At 35.9% G+C, this 19,892-nt stretch carries 18 protein-coding genes; 16 read left to right on the top strand and 2 right to left on the bottom strand.

Going from position 1 to position 19,892, the window contains the following annotated elements:
• Nucleotides 1-179: 179 nt before the first annotated feature.
• Nucleotides 180-938: an ABC transporter ATP-binding protein gene (locus CD152_RS09570; protein WP_101140709.1), complete on the top strand. Its 759-nt coding sequence runs from the start codon at nucleotides 180-182 to the stop codon at nucleotides 936-938.
• Nucleotides 931-2,502 (top strand): hypothetical protein, encoded by a 1,572-nt coding sequence (locus CD152_RS09565; RefSeq protein WP_103214701.1) that lies wholly within the window; start codon nucleotides 931-933, stop codon nucleotides 2,500-2,502. The genes CD152_RS09570 and CD152_RS09565 overlap by 8 nt, the downstream gene beginning before the upstream one ends.
• A gap of 97 nt (nucleotides 2,503-2,599) precedes the next feature.
• Here CD152_RS09565 and CD152_RS09560 read toward each other — a convergent pair whose 3' ends face one another.
• The gene (locus CD152_RS09560) at nucleotides 2,600-3,889 is read right to left on the bottom strand and encodes a DUF1958 domain-containing protein (RefSeq protein ID WP_103214700.1); all 1,290 of its coding nucleotides are present in this window, start codon (nucleotides 3,887-3,889) and stop codon (nucleotides 2,600-2,602) included.
• 250 nt (nucleotides 3,890-4,139) lie between these two features.
• Between CD152_RS09560 and CD152_RS09555 the strand changes: the two genes are divergently transcribed.
• From CD152_RS09555 to CD152_RS09540, 4 genes are all read left to right on the top strand, one after another.
• Nucleotides 4,140-5,345, top strand: coding sequence for a NupC/NupG family nucleoside CNT transporter (locus CD152_RS09555; RefSeq protein WP_101030950.1), 1,206 nt, complete (start codon nucleotides 4,140-4,142; stop codon nucleotides 5,343-5,345).
• Between the two features lie 272 nt (nucleotides 5,346-5,617).
• The gene (locus tag CD152_RS09550; RefSeq protein WP_101035595.1) at nucleotides 5,618-7,213 is read left to right on the top strand and encodes an L-lactate permease; all 1,596 of its coding nucleotides are present in this window, start codon (nucleotides 5,618-5,620) and stop codon (nucleotides 7,211-7,213) included.
• A 27-nt stretch (nucleotides 7,214-7,240) separates the two neighbouring features.
• Nucleotides 7,241-8,188 carry an L-lactate dehydrogenase gene (locus tag CD152_RS09545; protein WP_012656074.1) on the top strand — a complete coding sequence of 316 codons (948 nt, stop codon included), beginning with the start codon at nucleotides 7,241-7,243 and terminating at the stop codon, nucleotides 8,186-8,188.
• A gap of 180 nt (nucleotides 8,189-8,368) precedes the next feature.
• Nucleotides 8,369-9,202: a YitT family protein gene (locus tag CD152_RS09540; RefSeq protein ID WP_103214699.1), complete on the top strand. Its 834-nt coding sequence runs from the start codon at nucleotides 8,369-8,371 to the stop codon at nucleotides 9,200-9,202.
• A gap of 94 nt (nucleotides 9,203-9,296) precedes the next feature.
• On the opposite strand, the gene CD152_RS09535 is transcribed toward CD152_RS09540, so the two are convergent.
• A complete protein-coding gene (locus CD152_RS09535; RefSeq protein ID WP_101140706.1) occupies nucleotides 9,297-10,337 on the bottom strand; it encodes an NAD(P)/FAD-dependent oxidoreductase in 1,041 nt (346 codons plus the stop codon).
• Between the two features lie 106 nt (nucleotides 10,338-10,443).
• Between CD152_RS09535 and CD152_RS09530 the strand changes: the two genes are divergently transcribed.
• From CD152_RS09530 to CD152_RS09485, 10 genes are all read left to right on the top strand, one after another.
• On the top strand, nucleotides 10,444-11,265 hold the full coding sequence (locus tag CD152_RS09530) for an ABC transporter ATP-binding protein (protein ID WP_012656077.1): 822 nt from the start codon (nucleotides 10,444-10,446) through the stop codon (nucleotides 11,263-11,265).
• Nucleotides 11,258-12,253 carry a FecCD family ABC transporter permease gene (locus tag CD152_RS09525; RefSeq protein ID WP_012656078.1) on the top strand — a complete coding sequence of 332 codons (996 nt, stop codon included), beginning with the start codon at nucleotides 11,258-11,260 and terminating at the stop codon, nucleotides 12,251-12,253. Before CD152_RS09530 ends, CD152_RS09525 begins: the two co-directional genes overlap by 8 nt.
• Nucleotides 12,250-13,257 carry a FecCD family ABC transporter permease gene (locus tag CD152_RS09520; protein ID WP_232237438.1) on the top strand — a complete coding sequence of 336 codons (1,008 nt, stop codon included), beginning with the start codon at nucleotides 12,250-12,252 and terminating at the stop codon, nucleotides 13,255-13,257. The genes CD152_RS09525 and CD152_RS09520 overlap by 4 nt, the downstream gene beginning before the upstream one ends.
• A gap of 97 nt (nucleotides 13,258-13,354) precedes the next feature.
• Nucleotides 13,355-13,603 carry a GTPase domain-containing protein gene (locus CD152_RS09515; RefSeq protein WP_169926192.1) on the top strand — a complete coding sequence of 83 codons (249 nt, stop codon included), beginning with the start codon at nucleotides 13,355-13,357 and terminating at the stop codon, nucleotides 13,601-13,603.
• Nucleotides 13,604-13,735: 132 nt separating this feature from the next.
• Nucleotides 13,736-14,404, top strand: coding sequence for a hypothetical protein (locus CD152_RS09510; protein ID WP_103214697.1), 669 nt, complete (start codon nucleotides 13,736-13,738; stop codon nucleotides 14,402-14,404).
• A gap of 9 nt (nucleotides 14,405-14,413) precedes the next feature.
• Nucleotides 14,414-16,090: a glycoside hydrolase family 13 protein gene (locus CD152_RS09505; RefSeq protein ID WP_407943924.1), complete on the top strand. Its 1,677-nt coding sequence runs from the start codon at nucleotides 14,414-14,416 to the stop codon at nucleotides 16,088-16,090.
• A gap of 76 nt (nucleotides 16,091-16,166) precedes the next feature.
• Nucleotides 16,167-16,865: a FadR/GntR family transcriptional regulator gene (locus CD152_RS09500; RefSeq protein WP_103214695.1), complete on the top strand. Its 699-nt coding sequence runs from the start codon at nucleotides 16,167-16,169 to the stop codon at nucleotides 16,863-16,865.
• A gap of 119 nt (nucleotides 16,866-16,984) precedes the next feature.
• Nucleotides 16,985-17,722 (top strand): (Fe-S)-binding protein, encoded by a 738-nt coding sequence (locus CD152_RS09495; protein ID WP_103214694.1) that lies wholly within the window; start codon nucleotides 16,985-16,987, stop codon nucleotides 17,720-17,722.
• Nucleotides 17,719-19,152, top strand: coding sequence for a LutB/LldF family L-lactate oxidation iron-sulfur protein (locus tag CD152_RS09490; protein ID WP_101143178.1), 1,434 nt, complete (start codon nucleotides 17,719-17,721; stop codon nucleotides 19,150-19,152). Before CD152_RS09495 ends, CD152_RS09490 begins: the two co-directional genes overlap by 4 nt.
• Nucleotides 19,152-19,847, top strand: coding sequence for a LutC/YkgG family protein (locus CD152_RS09485; protein WP_086037919.1), 696 nt, complete (start codon nucleotides 19,152-19,154; stop codon nucleotides 19,845-19,847). The genes CD152_RS09490 and CD152_RS09485 overlap by 1 nt, the downstream gene beginning before the upstream one ends.
• Nucleotides 19,848-19,892: the final 45 nt, after the last annotated feature.

Below are 19,892 nucleotides of genomic sequence, written 5' to 3'. Positions count from 1 at the left end.
TGGCACATACAAGCATTGAAGTGTGCCAAAAGTAATAGAAGACTTAACGCGTGGCCCCCTTGTATATTAAATGACAGCCAGATACAGGCCTCCGATGCATCGTTAATGTTTTATGAAATAAGTCTATTATTTATACGATTGTATATATTATAATAAATGTAAAACAATGGGAGAATGCTATGGATGATTCTAATTTTGTAATTGAAGCGCATGATTTAACGAAAGACTTTGATGGGAAGCTTGCTGTGAACCATATCAACTTGAATGTAAAAAAAGGGGAACTCTATGCATTTTTAGGACCTAACGGTTCAGGTAAATCTACAACAATTAAGATGTTGATGGACTTACTTCAGCCTACATATGGATCAGTTTTAATGTTTAATAAAAGTTTGCAAGGTAACGCTCTGGAAATTAAACGTCGAATTGCATATATTCCCGATACACCAAACACGCTCGGTAAACTTACAGGGGATGAGTATTTAGATTTCTATGCATCGATATTTCAAATGGATAAAACGCAATATGAAACAAAGAAGAATGAACTATTATCTTTGTTTGAACTTGTTGGGAAAACCAATCAGCAAATTGAAAATTATTCGCATGGTATGCGCCAAAAGATTGTACTGGTGGCCAATTTAATGCATGAGCCTGAAATTATCTTTTTGGATGAGCCGACAGTTGGATTGGACCCGCTTAGCACTCGAAATTTAAAGAATTACTTACGCCATCAAGTAAGTCTTGGAAAGACAGTTTTCTTAACGACACATATATTAGAAATTGCTGAACAACTTGCAGATCGTATCGGTATTATTTACGAAGGGAACTTAAAGGTGGAAGGGACGCTTCAGCAGTTATATGCACTTCACCCAGAACATAGTCGCAGCCTTGAAGACATATTCCTTGCAGTGACTGGTAAGCATGAGGTGTCATATGATTAATGCGATGCTGAAGATGGAGTGGCGCAGTTTTTTAAATACGTTCAAAGGGATGTCTGATAATAATAAAGGATGGACGATGTTTGGTATCATCATAAGCATTATTATTTTTGTGCCGTTGACAAGCGTATTAATAACGAGTGGTTACACAAAAGAAGATGCACAACAGCAAATCATATTTACTTCTTATATTTATCTTATTATGTCATTAGTATTATTTTTTAGTTCAGTAAAAACGATTATTAATGATTTTTTTATTGCAAAAGATATTCAGCAGTTAATGACATTACCAATTAGTATTGCGCATATTTTTTTAGTTAAGATGATAAAGATGTGGCTATTATCGGTATTGTGGATTTATTTGATTGTTTCAATTACTATGGCTGCTAACTTGTACCGCCAATTAGATAATATTCACGTAATATTTACGACACTTATCACTATGCTCGGTTTGTGTTTAATATATACTGCACTCACGTTTGCTTTTATCTATATGCTGACTAAAGTACTGCCGAAAAACAAAATAAATGAAATCATGACTGCATTAATTGGTGTGTTTGGTGCAGTAAGTTATTTTATTTATATAGGACCACTTAATTTCATCGGCAGAACATTGACACCGTTACCAGACTTTTTATTATTTAATCAGCTAAGTGAGTTGATGCATTTAGAATATGGAGTCCCGACGGCATACATCGCTGCAACTGTGATAATTATCATTGGAGCCATTATCTATGTAATATTATTTAAACTATTATTGAAATATGGGCAGCATGATTTTGCAACAGAAACCATCCAAAGAAAAACAACTGTTTATAAACAACAAATCATGACACCTGTTCAAGCATTTCGATTTAAAGATTTGAAGATGTTGTTCAGAGACTTCAGAGAGGTAGCAAATATGCTGCCGCAGGTGATTATTCCGATTCCTTATTTCGTATTTATCATTCTGCAGTCAGGGGGAATAAAAGAGATGCTTGAGTGGTCTGAAGCTACTAAAGCAACAACGCTATTTGGTGTTGCTATTGGAGGAACGGGATATGTTGTAACAATCCTATCTGCACAATTTGCTGCGAAAGATGCAGAACAGTTTGATATGCTTTATAGTTTGCCGATTAATTTCAAAGATGTAGTAAAAGCTAAGTGGCAGATGGTTTCTGTGTTGAGTGCTTCATTATTCTCTGTTCCTCTTATTATTTTTGGTCTGTTCATTCAGCTTAATATTATTTATATATTATTTAGTGTAATTTCAGCTTTTATAACAGCGTTTAGCTTGTCGCTCCTTGGAATCAATATCGGTTTAACTGAACCTCAAATAAGTAAGAAGAATGTAAATAAACGTATTTCTGCTGGTATGAGTTTTATTCAGCTGATCATACTCGCATGTTTTATCGGTGTAGTTGTCTTTTTACAATTCATCATTGGTAGTATGCATCTAAACTTATTGCTGCATTATATAATTGTCTTAATGTCGGTAGCGCTATTCGGTTTAATCATTTATTTAACGACATTTAGAAAGTGTATCGAGAAGTATGAACAAGGATTAAAGATTACAATAGTAGATTGAATTAAATTAATATGATAAAAAGCCTGAACGATTATCGCACATTTATGCATCGTTTAGGCTTTTAACTGAAATCAAAATATATGTCAAAATAATATTTCTATTTTTCATCCCATAAATTTCTAAAGAGATGTGGTCTGTAATAGTATAACAGTAACAATAATCCAGCAATAATGGATACAGTACTTACTAAAACAATCCACCACATATTTTCCTGGAAGAATAGACGTTGTTCATACTTCTTGTTATCTTCGGCTTTAACAGTTGGAGCATGGTATTCATTTGAGACAAATGTACGTTTGTAGTGGTAAGAGAGTTTGCCGTCCTTAAACTGGAATGATCCTTTTACATCTTTCTTAACAATATCATATAAGTCTGAGTGCACATATAATTCTTGCCCGTTAATTGTATGGACGCCTTTAGCAAGTACTTTCTTATATGCGTATTCATTATATACTTCATCCATTATTGCATTTGCCATAATATTTCTATTAAATTCTGCTGGTGGATCGTACCAGCTTTCGACGCCCATCATTACTTGTATGATACGCATATCATTTTTCTTCCCTGTTATCGCGGTATTGAAGCCGGCCGTATCACTCGAACCTGTTTTAAGACCGTCAACTCCTTTATATCCAAGTTTAGCACCTTCTAATGAATGATTGTATGTATGAAATGTTTCTTCATCGATGGTACCTTTTTTTACAGTAACATCGACTCTTTTCGTATATTTCAGTATTCCTGGATATTCACTCACGAGATGCTGGCATAGTATAGCATAATCTTTAGCACTCGATATATTATCTTCATTTTGTGGATACTTCTTTGCTTTATATTCATTCAGTAAATTATTAGGAGCACCTACAGGATTATAGAACTTCGTACTGTTCATACCGAGTCTTTTAGCTTCTTGATTCATCTTATCTATAAATTCGGAATCATTTTTTGTTACGAGACTTGATAACATATATGTAGCTGCATTACTTGAATTTGTCAGCATGATTGGCATAAGTTCATCAACGGTATAAACGGCATTTAATCTAAGATTATTATTGCTTAATGCTGGTAACTTGGAAATGTTATAAAATTTATCCGTTACTTTAACTTTAGTATTGAAAGTAATTTCACCCTTATCCATTTCTTGCATTAATAGATATAATGTCATCAATTTGGACATGGAAGCAAGGGGCCATTTCGTATCTGCATCATCTGAATAGAGTACTTGACCATTTTTTTGTGCTATTACTATGGTACCTTTAGGGTTATATGATGCATCAATATAATTCCCAGCATCATTCGCAATTTCATAGGGTTCTTTAGCAAGTGCCTTATATGAAAACAAAAATAAAAAACATATTGAAAATGAGAAGACACGATTTAAAACTTTCATTCTTTGACCTCGATCTGTTTATTAAAATTATAGATTTATTCTATCATAATTATTGAATACTATAAATTTTATATTAAAAAAACAAATATTACTGGTACTATCACTAGCCAAAATGCCTTAATATTCGATTTTTAGATTAAATAGCTTATATTAATGAACAAATGTTCGTTTTTTATTGAAAAAAAGTGTACTTAAAACAAAAAAACCATGGTATAATCATGGATGTAAAATTTAATTAAAGGTGGAAAAGATGAATACTTATTTAATATTGAACATTATTGGTATCTTTGTTTTTATTCTTGTTGCATTCTTGTTTTCTCGCGATAGAAAGAACATCGACTGGAAATCAGTCGTAATTATGTTAGTGCTTAATTTATTTTTGGCTTGGTTCTTTACACAATTCCCATACGGGAGAATCGGCGTTCAAAAAGTAGCGGATGCTTTTAGTTGGATGTTGCAAGCTGCATATTATGGTATCGGAATGCCCTTTGCAAGCTTCACGGCACCTGGTCCTGGCAAGATGGATATGGCTGTTTCAGCTTTACTACCTATTCTTTTCGTAGTTCCTCTGTTTGATATTTTAATGTATATCGGAGTATTACCATTTATCATTAAATGGATGGGCTGGGTGATCGGTAAGGTTACAGGACAACCGAAATTTGAGTCGTTTTATTCTATTGAAATGATGGTTTTAGGAAATACAGAAGCATTAGCGGTATCAAATGCGCAAGTAAAGCAAATGAACGAAGCGCGTGTCCTTACTATTGCATTAATGTCTATGAGCTGTATCTCTGGATCTATCGTTGGTGCATATATTTCTATGATGCCTGGGGAATTGGTATTAACTGCAATTCCATTAAATATTATCAATGCTATTATTATCGCAACAATCTTAAATCCTGTTAAGTTAACACCTGAAGAAGACTATGTTGTTGAAATTAAAGCTGAGACACGTCAGCCATTCTTCTCATTCTTAGGAGATTCAGTACTTGGTGCAGGAAAGTTAATCTTAATTATTATTGCATTTTTAATCGCATTTGTCTCATTGGCACATTTTATTGACATGATATTAGGACTATTCCCGGGTAATTTAACATTAAGTATTATCTTAGGATGGATAATGGCACCATTTGCCATGCTTTTAGGCTTACCTTGGGCAGAAGCGAAAGTTGTCGGTGGTCATATGGCAACAAAGGTTATCACTAATGAATTTGTTGTTATGCTGGGAGTTAAAGATCAACTGAAATCTTTCTCGCCGCATATGACAGCAGTACTTGTAACATTCTTGATTTCATTCGCTAACTTCTCAACTATTGGTATGATTATTGGGACGTTAAAAGGAATTGTGAACGAAAAAACTTCTGATTTTGTAAGTAAATATGTACCGATGATGTTATTATCAGGTATTCTAGTATCGTTACTATCTGCAGCGTTTGTTGGATTATTTACTTGGTAAGAAAATTTAGGGCTGAGACATTAAGTCTCAGTCCTTTTTTTATTTGTTTCTTTATGTTTAAGGATCTAATTATCGTAAATATATAAAGTAAAGCTTCTGCTCTAATTGAAATCGCTTTCTCTGTATTATTTGTGAAAATAATCACAAAAGTATTGCAATCCCTCTATACAGGTAGTATTATAAAGCTGTGCTAAGAAATATTTAAATAAAATGCAACAGTTTATTTCATGATATTATGATTATTTTATATTAAAAGAAGAGGAGAATGTCTTATGTTCGTCAGTTCGTTTGATCCATTTGGTAACTTAGCAATATCAGCTATCGTTGCAGCAGTACCGATTATTTTGTTTTTATTATGTTTAACCGCCTTTAAAATGAAGGGGATAAATGCAGCACTGATTACGCTTGTAGTTACAGCAATTATTGCTTTATTCGTTTTCAAATTACCAGGAGCAGTCGCTGTAGGTGGTGTAACTGAAGGTGTTGTACAAGGATTGTTCCCGATTGGTTACATCATTATTATGGCAGTCTGGCTGTATAAAGTTTCAGTAGAAAGTGGTAAGTTTAAGGTCATCCAAGATTCTATTTCAGGAATTTCACCTGATCAGCGCATTCAGTTATTGCTGATAGGATTTTGTTTTAATGCTTTTCTGGAAGGTGCAGCTGGGTTTGGAGTACCAATCGCAATTTGTGCCGTGTTACTTGTACAACTTGGATTTAAGCCACTTCAAGCTGCGATGTTTTGTTTGATTGCTAATGCCGCTTCTGGAGCTTTTGGAGCAATCGGCATCCCAGTAGGAATTGTAAATACACTAGGCTTAAAAGGTGGCGTTACGGCAATGGATGTGTCACAGATGACCGTGTATACACTACCTATAATTAATATTGTTATTCCATTTGTGCTTGTATTTGTATTAAATGGTATGAAAGGGATTAAAGAAACTTTACCGGCAATTTTAGTTTCAGGTTTAACTTATGCAGTTACACAAGTATTGATTACACTCTTTATGGGACCTGAACTCGCAGATATTATTCCGTCTTTACTTGCAATGGCAGCATTGGCGATATTCTGTAACAAATGGCAGCCGAAGAATATATTCCGATTATCAGATGATCAAGTTGAAACAGTACATCATCCAATTAAGGAGATTATCTCAGCCTGGAGCCCGTTCATCTTCTTGACTGGACTAGTACTTTTATGGAGCTTACCTGCATTTAAAGCACTGTTTGCAGAAGGTGGCATATTACAGAAATCGATTCTAACATTCCAAATGCCAGGAACGTTCAATGAAACATTGCAAAAAGGTGTAATGCTGAAACTTGATCTAATTGGAGCGACAGGGACAGCAATCTTACTTGCAGTTCTGATTACGATCATCACTTCACCTAAAATCAATTTTGGTAAAGCATTTCAATTACTCGGTTTGACAATTAAAGAACTATGGATACCAGTTATCACAATTTGTGCAATTTTAGCGATTGCGAAGTTAACAACTTATGGTGGTTTAACTGTAGCGATGGGTCAAGCCATTGCCAAAACAGGGTCAATATTCCCGCTACTTTCACCTGTACTTGGTTGGATTGGGGTATTTATGACAGGCTCTGTTGTAAATAACAATGTTCTATTTGCTTCTATCCAGGCAACAGCAGGTCATACGATTGGCACAAATCCAGCACTGCTTGTTGCAGCAAATACAGCAGGTGGTGTTATGGCAAAGCTGATTTCTCCTCAATCTATAGCGATTGCTACTGCAGCTGTTGGTGAAGTTGGTCAAGAATCGAAGTTATTAAGTATGACATTGAAATATAGTATTGCATTACTTGTATTTGTTTGTATCTGGACATTCGCACTTAGTTTAGTACTCTAATCAATTATTATTAAAGGAGAGATAAAGATGGAAAAATTTAAAGGCAATAAAGTAGTTCTTGTAGGTAATGGTGCAGTAGGATCTAGTTATGCATTTGCGATGTTAAACCAAGGTGCTTGTGATGAATTTGTTATCATCGATCTTAATGAAGATAAAGCTAAAGGTGATGCAATGGATTTAAATCATGGTGTCGTTTATGCACCGAGTCCAATGCAAGTTAAATATGGTACGTATGAAGATTGTCATGATGCATCTTTAATAGTTATTTGTGCAGGAGCAGCACAAAAACCTGGAGAAACAAGACTAGATTTAGTTGGTAAGAATATGAAAATCTTTAAATCAATTGTCGATGAGATTATGAAAAGTGGGTTTGATGGTATCTTCTTAATTGCAACGAACCCAGTAGATGTATTAACTTATGCTGTTCAAAAATTCTCTGGATTACCTGAAAATCAAGTTATAGGATCTGGTACAATACTAGACACTGCGCGTTTTAGACATTTATTAAGTCAAGAGTTTAATGTTTCTCCTAACAGTGTCCACGGTTATATTATTGGAGAGCATGGGGATTCGGAATTAGCGGTATGGAGCGGTACAAATATTGCAGGTAATTCACTTTATGACATTTTGAATGAAAACCCTGAAAAACAAAAACTAATCGAAGAAATATTTGTTAATACGCGTGATGCGGCATACGAAATTATTAAAGCCAAAGGTGCCACTTATTACGGAGTTGCAATGGGCTTAATGCGTATTTCTAAAGCAATCTTAAATAATGAAAATGTTGTACTGACAGTATCTGCGAAATTAAATGGTGAGTATGGCCACGACGATGTATATATCGGCGTTCCTGCAATTATTAACAGAAATGGTATCAGAGAAGTATTAGAAACACCATTAAATACGGAAGAAAAAGAAAAGTTTGCAAAATCGGTAGAAACTTTAAAAGCGATTCAAACACCATTTTTCAGCTAAATAAATTAAACGATAATTAATTGATTGCAATGGATAAACCCCCTGGACGGTATGAGGAAATTTCTCCTTCTATGACTGTCTGGGGTTTTTATAAGTAGAGAATTATAGTATCACTGTTGAAAGTGAATTAAATTTTCGTTAAGCTTATTAACGATGATTATGACAAAAAGGAGGGTATATATGAAAATCTCAGCAAAATCGATTTTCTTCGTTATATTAGGTTCATTAATTTTCTCTCTCGCAGTGAATGTATTTATTATTCCTGCAAATTTGGGTGAAGGCGGCGTAACTGGGATGTCATTGATTTTCCTTTACAAGTTTGGTTGGTCACCCGCAATTACCACGTTAATTATGAATGTAATCTTGCTTATTGTGGGATTCAAATTTTTATCTAAGCGTTCGATGATTTTAACGATTATTTCTATTATTTCGCTTTCTGTATTTTTAAAGCTTACAGAACCTTTGCAACTTCATCTAAATGAAGTATTAGTAAGTACGATCTTTGGAGGATTCCTAATTGGTGTAGGTATCGGGATGATTGTTCTCGTTGGTGGTACGACGGCAGGAACGACAATTTTAGCGAGAATCGCACATAAATATCTGGATGTAAACACTTCTTATGCGTTACTGTTCTTTGATTTAATTGTAGTGGCATTATCACTTACTGTTATTCCGGTAGAACGTGCACTACTCACAGCACTTAGCTTATATATCGGTACAAAGGCGATGGACGTAATGATTGAAGGATTGAACCCTAAGAAAGCCATTACAATCATCTCTCAGAACCCAGATCCGATAGCGAAGATGCTGGATGAAGATATCGGGCGAGGTGTTACGATTTTGAATGGCCGTGGTTATTATTCTAAAAGAGAAACAGATGTACTTTATTGTGTGATCAATAAGCTGCAGTTAACACGTACAAAACGTATGATCAAAAAAATTGATGAGCAGGCATTTGTAGTCGTACATGATGTACGTGACGTACTTGGTAACGGATTTATGACAGAAGACTGATGCTCTAAATACAAAACCCGACTGATGTGTTAATAACACTTATCGGTCGGGTTTTCCTGTGCTTATGATGCTATTTTGACAGAAGAGATAGTTCTTAGCCTAAGGATGTATCGGAATGAATGAATGCATCTCTGATATTTTTATTTTCTTCTTCAAATAAAGGATTGTGGCTTGAAACGATACCATACTGTTCAGCAGAGGGATCGATATATGATTTAATTTTGTTGACTGCTATTGCAGCATCGTGAAAACAACCTGCGATTAAATTCACTTTTGCATCGTGTTTCAATATATCACCGATAGCATAAATACCATCGATATTTGTACTGCCATCTGCATTACCTGCAATATAAAAATTATCTGCACGATGAAGATTGATATCACTCTTATCAAGGAGTTCGGAATCCATGTGAAAACCATGATTGATAATGACTTCATCTACAGCTAAAGTATAAACAGTATCATCTTGTTTTTTGATGACTGCAGAAGTGATATAGTCATCTTGAGCATTAAAAGAATGTATCCATTGGTTGTTGAGCTTAATGACGCCTAACTGATCTAATTGATTGACCATTTCTTCATGACCTTTGAAATCTTCTTTGCGACAAATGATGTGAACACTATTAGCATATGGTGCTATGTCTCTCGCCCAGTCAATTGCAGTATTTCCGCCGCCAGATATCAAGATATCCTTATCTTTAAATCTTGTAAGGGAAGGGACGACGTAATGAAGATTATTGATTTCAAATCTTTCCGCATCTTGAATATCTAATTTTATCGGATTAATAATACCTGAACCAATTGCGATAATCACACTGCGAGAAAAATAAGAGTGCTTATTAGTGATAACTTCGAATGAATGGCTGTGGTGTTTTTTTATATTGATTACCTTTTCGTTGAGAAGCACTTCTGGACGAAAGGTTTTACCTTGAGTTACTAAATCTTTCATCAGTAGTGCTGCGGGTTTAGGTGTTGTAGCCCCGATATCCCATACAATCTTTTCTGGATAGAGATTGAGTTTGCCTCCAAGCTTATCATTGTATTCAATTATTCGGATATCTAGACCTCTTAATCCTGCATAGAAACTTGCATATAATCCGGCTGGGCCTCCGCCGATGATTGTTACATCTTTCATATTCTCAGTTCCTTTCTGCTAAATCTTGCTATAATAAATATTATACATTAAAATATCAATATTGATAATCATTATCAATTAATGATAAGAGAGAAAGTTGGGTATCATGAGCAGATTACAAGGGAATAAAGTAACAATCAGCTATGGAGACAAAGACATCGTAAAATCATTGGACATTTCCATTCCAGATCATAAGATTACATCAATCATTGGTCCGAATGGATGTGGTAAATCTACATTACTTAAAGGTTTGTCGCGTATATTATCGGTGAAGACAGGTGAAATTATACTTGATGGAAAAAATATTCACGAGCAATCGACAAAAGACGTGGCTAAGAAAATTGCAGTACTTCCTCAGTCACCCGATGTATCGGATGGTCTAAGTGTAGAGGAGCTTGTAAGTTATGGCAGATTCCCATATCAAAAAGGCTTTGGACGTCTATCAGCTGAAGATAAGATGGAAATTGACTGGGCACTTCGTGTGACTGGAACATGGGACTATAAAACACGTAATGTAAATGATTTGTCAGGTGGTCAGAGACAACGCGTATGGATTGCTATGGCGCTTGCACAAAAGACGGACATTATCTTTCTTGATGAACCTACAACGTATCTGGATATTTCACATCAACTTGAAATACTGGAGCTTGTACAAACATTGAATCGAGAAGAAGGATGCACAATCATTATGGTGCTTCACGATATTAATCAGGCAATTCGCTTTTCTGATCATTTAATTGCAATGAGAGAAGGTGAGATTATTAAAGAAGGTACGCCAGAAGAAGTTCTGACGAAAGATATATTGGCGAAAGTATTTAATATTGATGCGGAGCTATCTAATGATCCACGTAACGGTAAACCGATGCTTGTGACTTATGATTTATTATGCAGACATTATATGAAAGATGTAGTTGAAGATTATGAATAGAACTTACCTCTTCAAAAATTATTTTTACTCAGGGCTTTTATTATCCATGATTTTTTTAGTGATTACGCTGCTACTTTCTTTTATGTTAGGTTCAGAAAATTATAGCCTCTACGAAGTCGTTCAAGCTGTGCTTCATTATAATAATAGTGAGGTCCATAACATCATTCGTGAAATTCGAATGCCACGTGAAGTAGCAGCGATGCTTGTTGGTATGAGCCTTGCTTGTAGTGGTGCAGTAATGCAAGGAATAACGAGAAATCCACTCGCAGATCCAGCGCTTATCGGTCTGAATGCGGGGGCATTGTTATTTATCAGTATTATGTTTGCGATTGTACCGGGTGCGAACTTTATGATGATTATGTTATCAGGATTTATCGGTGCGATTATCGGTGGGACAATTGTACTTATGCTGGGAAATTCAAAGCGTGGAGGATTTAACGCGATGAAAATTATTTTAGCGGGAGCAGCGGTAAGTACATTGATGACCGCACTTGCACAGGGAGTTTCGATATATTTTAAGACGAACCAAAGCAATTTATTATGGTCAAGCGGAGGTGTAACAGGAACAACGTGGCAACATATATTTTATGCAGCACCGGTGATTCTGATTACGCTGTTGCTATTATTTATATTCAGTAGACAGCTTACAATTTTAAGTGTAGGAGATGAAATGGCTGCAGGATTAGGCGTAAATACATCAAAGACGAGAGTGTTATTCTCAGTGCTCACGATGATACTTGCAGGTGTAGCTGTTGCTTTAGTAGGATCCCTTGCATTTGTAGGGTTAATGGTGCCTCATATCGCTAGGATGCTTGTAGGTATTGATTATAGAAAGTTGTTGCCATTTACAACGATACTCGGTGGAATCTTCGTAGTTTGGGCAGATATTATTGCACGTCAGACGGGCGAGGCACCTATTGGAGCGATTGTATCGATTATCGGTGTTCCGTTCTTCATATATCTTGTTAGAAAGGATGGGACGATGTGAACATAAATAAGATAACAAGGCAGTGGTTCGTGATGGTTGCGCTTATAATATTATTGTTTATGGTGATTATCATCAGTATGACAACAGGAGACTTTAAAATGGCCCCCACCACTTTGTTACGCACCTTATTTGGAGCTGGAGATGAAACAGAAACTATGATTCTTTATGAGTTTCGGTTGCCGAGATTACTCATTACGATAATGGGAGGCGTCGCACTTGCTCTAAGCGGTGCCATCTTGCAAAGTATTACGAAGAATCCTCTTGCGGACCCCGGAATAATGGGAATCAATGCAGGGAGTGGCTTCTTCATTGCGTTGTTGATGATATTTATACCTGTAGATAGTAGCAACTTTATCTATGTGTTACCTCTTTTTAGCATGATGGGCGCTTTGATTACAATCGGTGTCGTGCTTAAATTAAGCTATGATAAAGAAACAGGTATTAATCCAGTAAAGATGATACTTGTAGGAATCGGTCTTTCTACTGCTCTAAGCGGTGCGATGATGATGCTGACTTCAACTTTTAATAAAGAAGATGTAGAGTTTATATCGAAATGGCTTGGCGGGGAGATCTGGGGAGACAGTTGGTCATTTGTAATCATGCTAGGGATAATATTGTTTATTTGTCTGCCATATATCATGCAAAAATTAACAGTACTGAATATATTGAATACTCATGATCATGTAGCGACAGGTGTTGGTGTTAATTTATCAGTAGAACGTCGTAATGCTGTGATTATCTCAGTCTTATTATGTGCAAGTGCTGTATCTGTATGTGGAAGCATCGCATTTGTAGGATTGATAAGCCCACACATCGCACGACAACTTGTTGGCGCAAGACATGAACGTTTTATCCCGGTGACAATCGTGATTGGTGCAATATTACTCAGTTTTGCAGATATGGTGGGACGCCTTCTTGTATCTCCTGCAGGTATACCGGCGGGTATTCTCGTAAGCATTATAGGAGCACCATATTTTCTTTATTTGATGAGAAAAAATTTATAATACCCACATGAATTCAATAGTATAAAATATTATATTGATGCATAATATATTGTACAAAAGGGAATGCATATTAAAAGAGTGAAGTGGAGTGGGTATGATGGATAAGCACCCGTTAATAAGGGCGTATACGACTTTTGTGAGAAATAGGTCAAACGATAAGATAGGAGTTATTGGACAGCCTGATGCAGGAAAAAGTGCGCTTATCAACTTGCTTTGTGAGAGTAAAGCATATATATCTGTTCAAACTGATGCAACGCTTGATACTAAAACTTATGCTTATAATGATTATGGCTTTCTTGTTGATTTTCCAGGTGTTGGAACGGAAGTTATGACAGTAAAAAAATAAAAAAAAATTATTCAGAACATAAATATAAATCATTATCTATACGTATTTTCGAGTAAGATAAAAGCAGTAGATATAGAAATAATTAAATATTTAGCGAAGCAAGGTAAAGACATTACGTTTATATACAATAAAGTGGATACATTAATCGATGTGCAAGGTGAAGATAATAGAGAGGCGTTAGTTCGTGATAAAGATGTAGAACTTAATGTGATGATGAAAGAAATAATCAATAAAAAGCAATCTTATATATTTACAAGCGTAGTAGATCATACCGGTATTGATTCGTTAAAACAGGCGCTGGACGAAATCTTTATGTTTGAAGAAGCGTTATTTATTAATCGATTTCAAGATGATAAATATAAAGAAAGCTATTTAAATTATAAGGTTCAGTCTGCCTTTCCGAAATTGTTTACGCCAAGCTTTAAAATAATCCTTTTGAAAGCCCGCTATAAATCATTGGAACGCACGATAATGAGTCACTTTAAAATACAGGAAGATGACATTATTGAACATGCGCAAAAATGGATTACAATTCAAGGGTTTATTGATGGATTTGAACAACAACGCTCGGATGAAAAGATGAACAAAGCGATGGAATTTGCTAAAATCGTGCAGCTTTTAAGAACGTCCTTTAAAATAAAAAGTGTTAATCCAATTTCAATGGTTGTTACATCTATACTTGAAGTTGGAATTAACAATGCATTTCCAGTATTTCAAGCAATCAGTAAATATATGAATGAAATTCGTCAGATTGCGGATGACATGATTGTTGAAGAACAGAAAATTTATAAACAACAATAGGAGGTTATCATTTTGAACACTAGAACATGGTGGAAAGAAGCGGTCTGTTATCAAATCTATCCAAGAAGCTTTAAGGATTCTAATGGTGATGGAATTGGTGATATCAATGGTATCACGGAGAAACTCGATTATTTAAAGGAATTAGGTATCGATGTCATATGGGTGAGTCCGATATTTGAGTCTCCTAATGATGATAATGGTTACGATATTAGTGATTATCAGGAGATTATGCGAGACTTTGGGACGATGGAAGATTTTGATCGCTTGCTTTATGAAGTACATGCAAGAGACATGAAATTGATTCTAGATCTTGTTATTAATCATACAAGCGATGAACATAGCTGGTTTGTAGAATCTAAGAAGAGTAAAGATAATGAATTTCGTGACTGGTACATATGGAAAGACGGCAAAGGTGATAAAGAGCCTAACAACTGGGCTAGTATATTTGAAGGTTCGGCATGGGAATATGATGCAACGACGAATCAATACTACATGCACGTATTCAGTAGAAAGCAGCCAGATTTAAACTGGGAAAATGAAAATATGCGCCAAGCGATATATAATATGGTGAACTGGTGGCTGGACAAAGGTATCGATGGATTCAGGGTGGATGCGATTAGTCATATTAAGAAAAGTTTTGATAAGGGAGATTTGCCTGGAGCAGATAAGCTAGGCTACGCAGAATCTTTCGAAGGACATATGAATCAACCAGGTATTCAAGAACACTTGCAGGAACTTAAAGAAAATACATTTGATAAATATGACATCATGACAGTGGGTGAAGCCAATGGCGTAACGATTGAAGACTCAGATGAATGGGTCGGTGAAGAAAACGGCAAATTCAATATGGTCTTTCAATTTGAACATCTAAATTTATGGGATCATAACGTAGGTAAGAGTTTTGATATTAAAGGGTATAAAGATGTTCTGAATAGCTGGCAAAAAGGACTTGAGAATAAAGGGTGGAATGCACTGTTTATTGAGAATCATGATCGTCAACGGGTGTCATCTACATGGGGAGATGATGAAGAATATTGGTATGAAAGTTCTACAAGTCATGCCGTTGTATATTTCTTGCAGCAAGGGACACCATTTATATATCAAGGGCAAGAAATAGGTATGACGAACTATCCATTTGAAGATATTATAGATTTCGATGATGTACACGCAAAGAATATTTACAATCAAGAACTCAAAAAAGGTGTGCCTAAAGAAGAAGTGATGGAGATGCTAAGACGTATCTCGAGAGATAATACGAGAACTCCGATGCAGTGGGATGATACAAAAAATGCAGGGTTCACGAAAGGAACACCGTGGCTTAAAGTAAACCCAAATTTTGAAGATATCAATGTATTTAAACAAGAGAAAGATGAAAATTCCATTTTAAATTTCTATAAGCAATTAATTCAGCTTAAGAAAAAACATCTTACATTAACATATGGAACATTTGATTTAATCTATCCTGAAGATACTAAAGTATTTGCATATACGAGAACGTATGAAGGTGATCAGTTTATAATCATTGGAAATTTGAGCCATGATAAAGTGACGTTGAAAAAAGATGAATCCCTTAAAATGAAAGATGAATCGCTTGTACTCTATAACTATCAGAAAGAAGATAGGTCGGAGGACATATTTACTTTTCAGCCTTTTGAGGCGCGCATATATCATATCAAAAACAGGTGACGCATTGCGTTACCTGTTATTTTTATATTCTATAGTTTGGTATAATTAAGATATTAAATTAGCGAGGGATATATACATGGTGAAATTAGAACGAAAGAAACTATATGAAGAGATTGCTGAAATAATTACTGAGAAGATAAAGAACGGAGAATACAGTAGGGGAGACAAATTGCCCTCAATTCAAGCTTTATTTAAAGAATACGGTGTGGGACAGGCCTCTATTCGTGAAGCGCTAAATGCATTACGTGTGATTGGTCTGCTGGAAATAAAGCATGGCGAGGGGACATTTGTTAAAGCGATTGAAAGCTCTGCATTTACACCTGAAATGGCACTATATGATAAGGAAGATATCAAGGATCTCCTTGAAGTGCGTAAAGTGCTTGAAGTCGGATCTGTCAGAGCAGCTGCGATGCATAGATCTGAACAACAATTGGAAGCGATACACTATGCATTAAAACAAATGGAACAGGCAATGTATGACAAGGAAATAGGTGAGGAAAGTGATTTAAACTTTCATCTTTCTATTGCGGAAGCTTCTAATAACAAATTGTTAAAACATATGTTAATAGAAGTATCAGATAAAATTAAGACAGTGATGAAAGAAACAAGACAAATTTGGTTATTTAATGAAGAGAAATCTATTGAAAAACTTTTTAATGAACATACCGAAATTTTTCTGGCTATAAAAAATAGAAATATGAAACTTTCTGAGAAAAAAATGCTTAAACACCTGAAAGACGTGGAAGAAGTATTAATAGAGCATTATAAAATATAATTTTGTCACTTGCTTTTAGAAAAACGTTGCAATAGAATAGAACTATTGGTCACCGAGTCATATGATGACTGTTTAATTTTCAGCTGTGGGCACACTGAAAAAAATTGGGGGGTATAACTATGAAAGTAAGCTTATTCAGTACGTGTTTAGTAGATGTATTCGAAAAACGTGTGGGTATTGCAACAGTGGAATTGTTAGAGAAACTAGGATGTGAAGTAGATTTTCCGGCAGCACAAGTATGTTGTGGGCAACCTGCTTATAACTCAGGGTATCACGAGGAAACGAAGAAAGCTGCGAAGAATATGATTAAAGCTTTCGAGCAATCAGAGGTTGTCGTTGCACCTTCAGGATCATGTGTAACGATGTTTAAACATTATCCGGATCTATTCAAAAACGATGCAAAGTGGCAAGCACGTGCACAAGAACTTGCAGATAAAACGTATGAAGTTACGCAGTTCATTGTAGAAGTGTTAGGTATTACAAATGTAGGAGCAAAGCTTGATGGTGTAGCTACAATTCATCCATCTTGCCATATGACACGTCTGTTAGGTAATGTGACTGCACCTGCTAAACTTCTGAACGAAGTAGAAGGACTAGAAGTTGTTGAATTACCTAAATACTACAGTTGTTGTGGTTTCGGTGGGACATTTGCTGTTAAAATGAGCGATGTTTCAGGTGAAATGGTAGATGAAAAAGTAGATTGCATCGTTGAAAGTGGTGCAGACTATTTAGTTGGCGGAGACTGCAGTTGTTTGATGAATATTGATGGTAGATTAAGACGTCGTGGTGTTGATGTGAAAGCTGTACATATCATTGAAATCTTAAATAACCAAGTTGAGGCGGTGACTACACGATGAGTATGAGAATAGGTAATGAAACGTTTAAGCAGGCAGTTAAGACGGAACTTAAAGATGACTTCATGCGTGGTGCTGTGAGTAGTGCACAAGATAGATTAAGAGAACGCAAACTTAAAACTCAAGAAGATCTTGGAAACTGGGAAGAGTGGAGAGACCATTCTGAAGAGATTCGTCAGCATACGCTTGCGAACCTTGACTACTACTTAAATATGCTTTCTGAGAATGTCGCTGCAAAAGGTGGACATGTATTCTTCGCTGAAACAGCAGAAGAGGCCAATCAATATGTGCAAAAAGTATTACGTGACAAAAATGCTAAAAAAGTAGCAAAATCAAAATCAATGGTAACTGAAGAAATTGGTCTGAACGAAGCGATGGAAGCGGTAGGATGTGAAGTCATCGAGACAGACTTAGGAGAATACATTCTTCAAGTTGATGATCATAATCCACCTTCACACATCGTTGTACCTGCACTTCATCTTAATAAAGAGCAAATCGAAAAGGTCTTCAAAGAAAAACTTGGATATGATAAATCGAGTCAACCGGAAGAACTTGCGTTATTTGCGCGTCAAAAGCTACGTGAAGAGTTTCTTTCTGCAGATGTCGGGATTACCGGGTGTAACTTTGGTGTTGCAGAAAGTGGTTCATTCAGCTTAGTTACAAATGAAGGTAACGCACGTATGGTAACAACATTACCTAAAACTCAGATTACAGTTATGGGTATGGAACGTTTAGTTCCTACACATGAAGAACTAGAAGTATTAGTGTCAATGCTTACGCGTTCGGCTGTAGGGCAAAAACTAACAAGTTATGTGACAACTTTAACAGGACCACGTGCGGAAGATGAGATTGATGGTCCGGAAGAATTCCATTTAATTATTGTTGATAATGGACGCTCTAAAATTTTAGGAACGCAATTCCAGTCTATTCTACAATGTATTCGTTGTGCTGCTTGTGTCAACGTTTGTCCTGTTTATCGTCAAACAGGTGGCCATTCATATGGTTCGATTTATCCAGGACCAATTGGTGCGGTATTATCACCATTACTTGGTGGATATGATACTTACAAAGAATTGCCATATGCTTCTACATTATGTGGTGCTTGTACTGAAGCTTGTCCGGTTAAGATTCCGTTACATGACTTATTACTTGAACATAGACGTGTTATTGTTGAGGAAGAACATATGTCACCAGTTGCAGAACGTCTTGTCATGAAAGGTTTTGCACAAGGAGCTAGTCATTCAACTTTATTTAAATACGGTACTAAAGCAGCGCCAGCATTAATGTCACCGTTTGAAAACAAAGATAAAGGTATGATTACTAAAGGTCCTAAGCCTTTACAAGCATGGACAAATTCTCGGGATTTCCCAATGCCGGATGATGAAAACTTCCGCGACTGGATGCAAAATAGATTGAAAAGAGGTGCGAAATAATGGAAAGAGGCACAATTCACAATAAAGGATCATTCTTAAGTAACATCTCTAAAAATTTACAGCGTGAAATGCCACAGCATGTAGAACGTCCTGAATGGCAATATCGACCTCAAGATAAGACACTTACAGGTCTTACGCAAGACGAACTATTAGAAGTTTTAAGACAGCAATGTAACTTTATTCATACAGACCTCGTTGAAACGACGACAGATAATATTAATGAAACCTTGAGTCAAGTCATTGAGAAGTATGGCAATGGTGAAGTTATTGCCTGGAACGACAAACGTTTCGCTGATTTTGGAATCGATTTAGAAGCGCATGATGCTTTTATCTGGGATGAAGCAAAAGGTGCTGAGAACTTACAAGTCGCAGAGCGCGCAAATGTTGGGATTACTTTCAGTGATGCAACACTTGCAGAGAGTGGAACGGTTGTATTATATGCGGATAAAGGTAAAGGACGTAGTGTAAGTTTACTTCCTGCAACATATATAGCCATTGTCCCTAAATCTACAATAGTGCCAAGGTTTACACAGGCTGCACAACAGATGAATGCCATGATGGAAGATCAAGAGAACTTCCCTACATGCATTAATTTAATAACGGGACCATCAAATTCAGCAGATATCGAAATGAAACTTGTTGTTGGTGTTCACGGACCTATTAAAGCGACGTATATCGTTGTAGATGATAAATAGTTTAACAAAACCAGTTATTGTATAATACAATGACTGGTTTTTATT

Source organism: Macrococcoides caseolyticum, from assembly GCF_002902665.1.
Lineage (GTDB): Bacteria > Bacillota > Bacilli > Staphylococcales > Staphylococcaceae > Macrococcoides > Macrococcoides caseolyticum.
The sequence above is the reverse complement of the archived record's forward strand: the minus strand, read 5'-3'. Positions and strand labels throughout refer to the sequence as shown.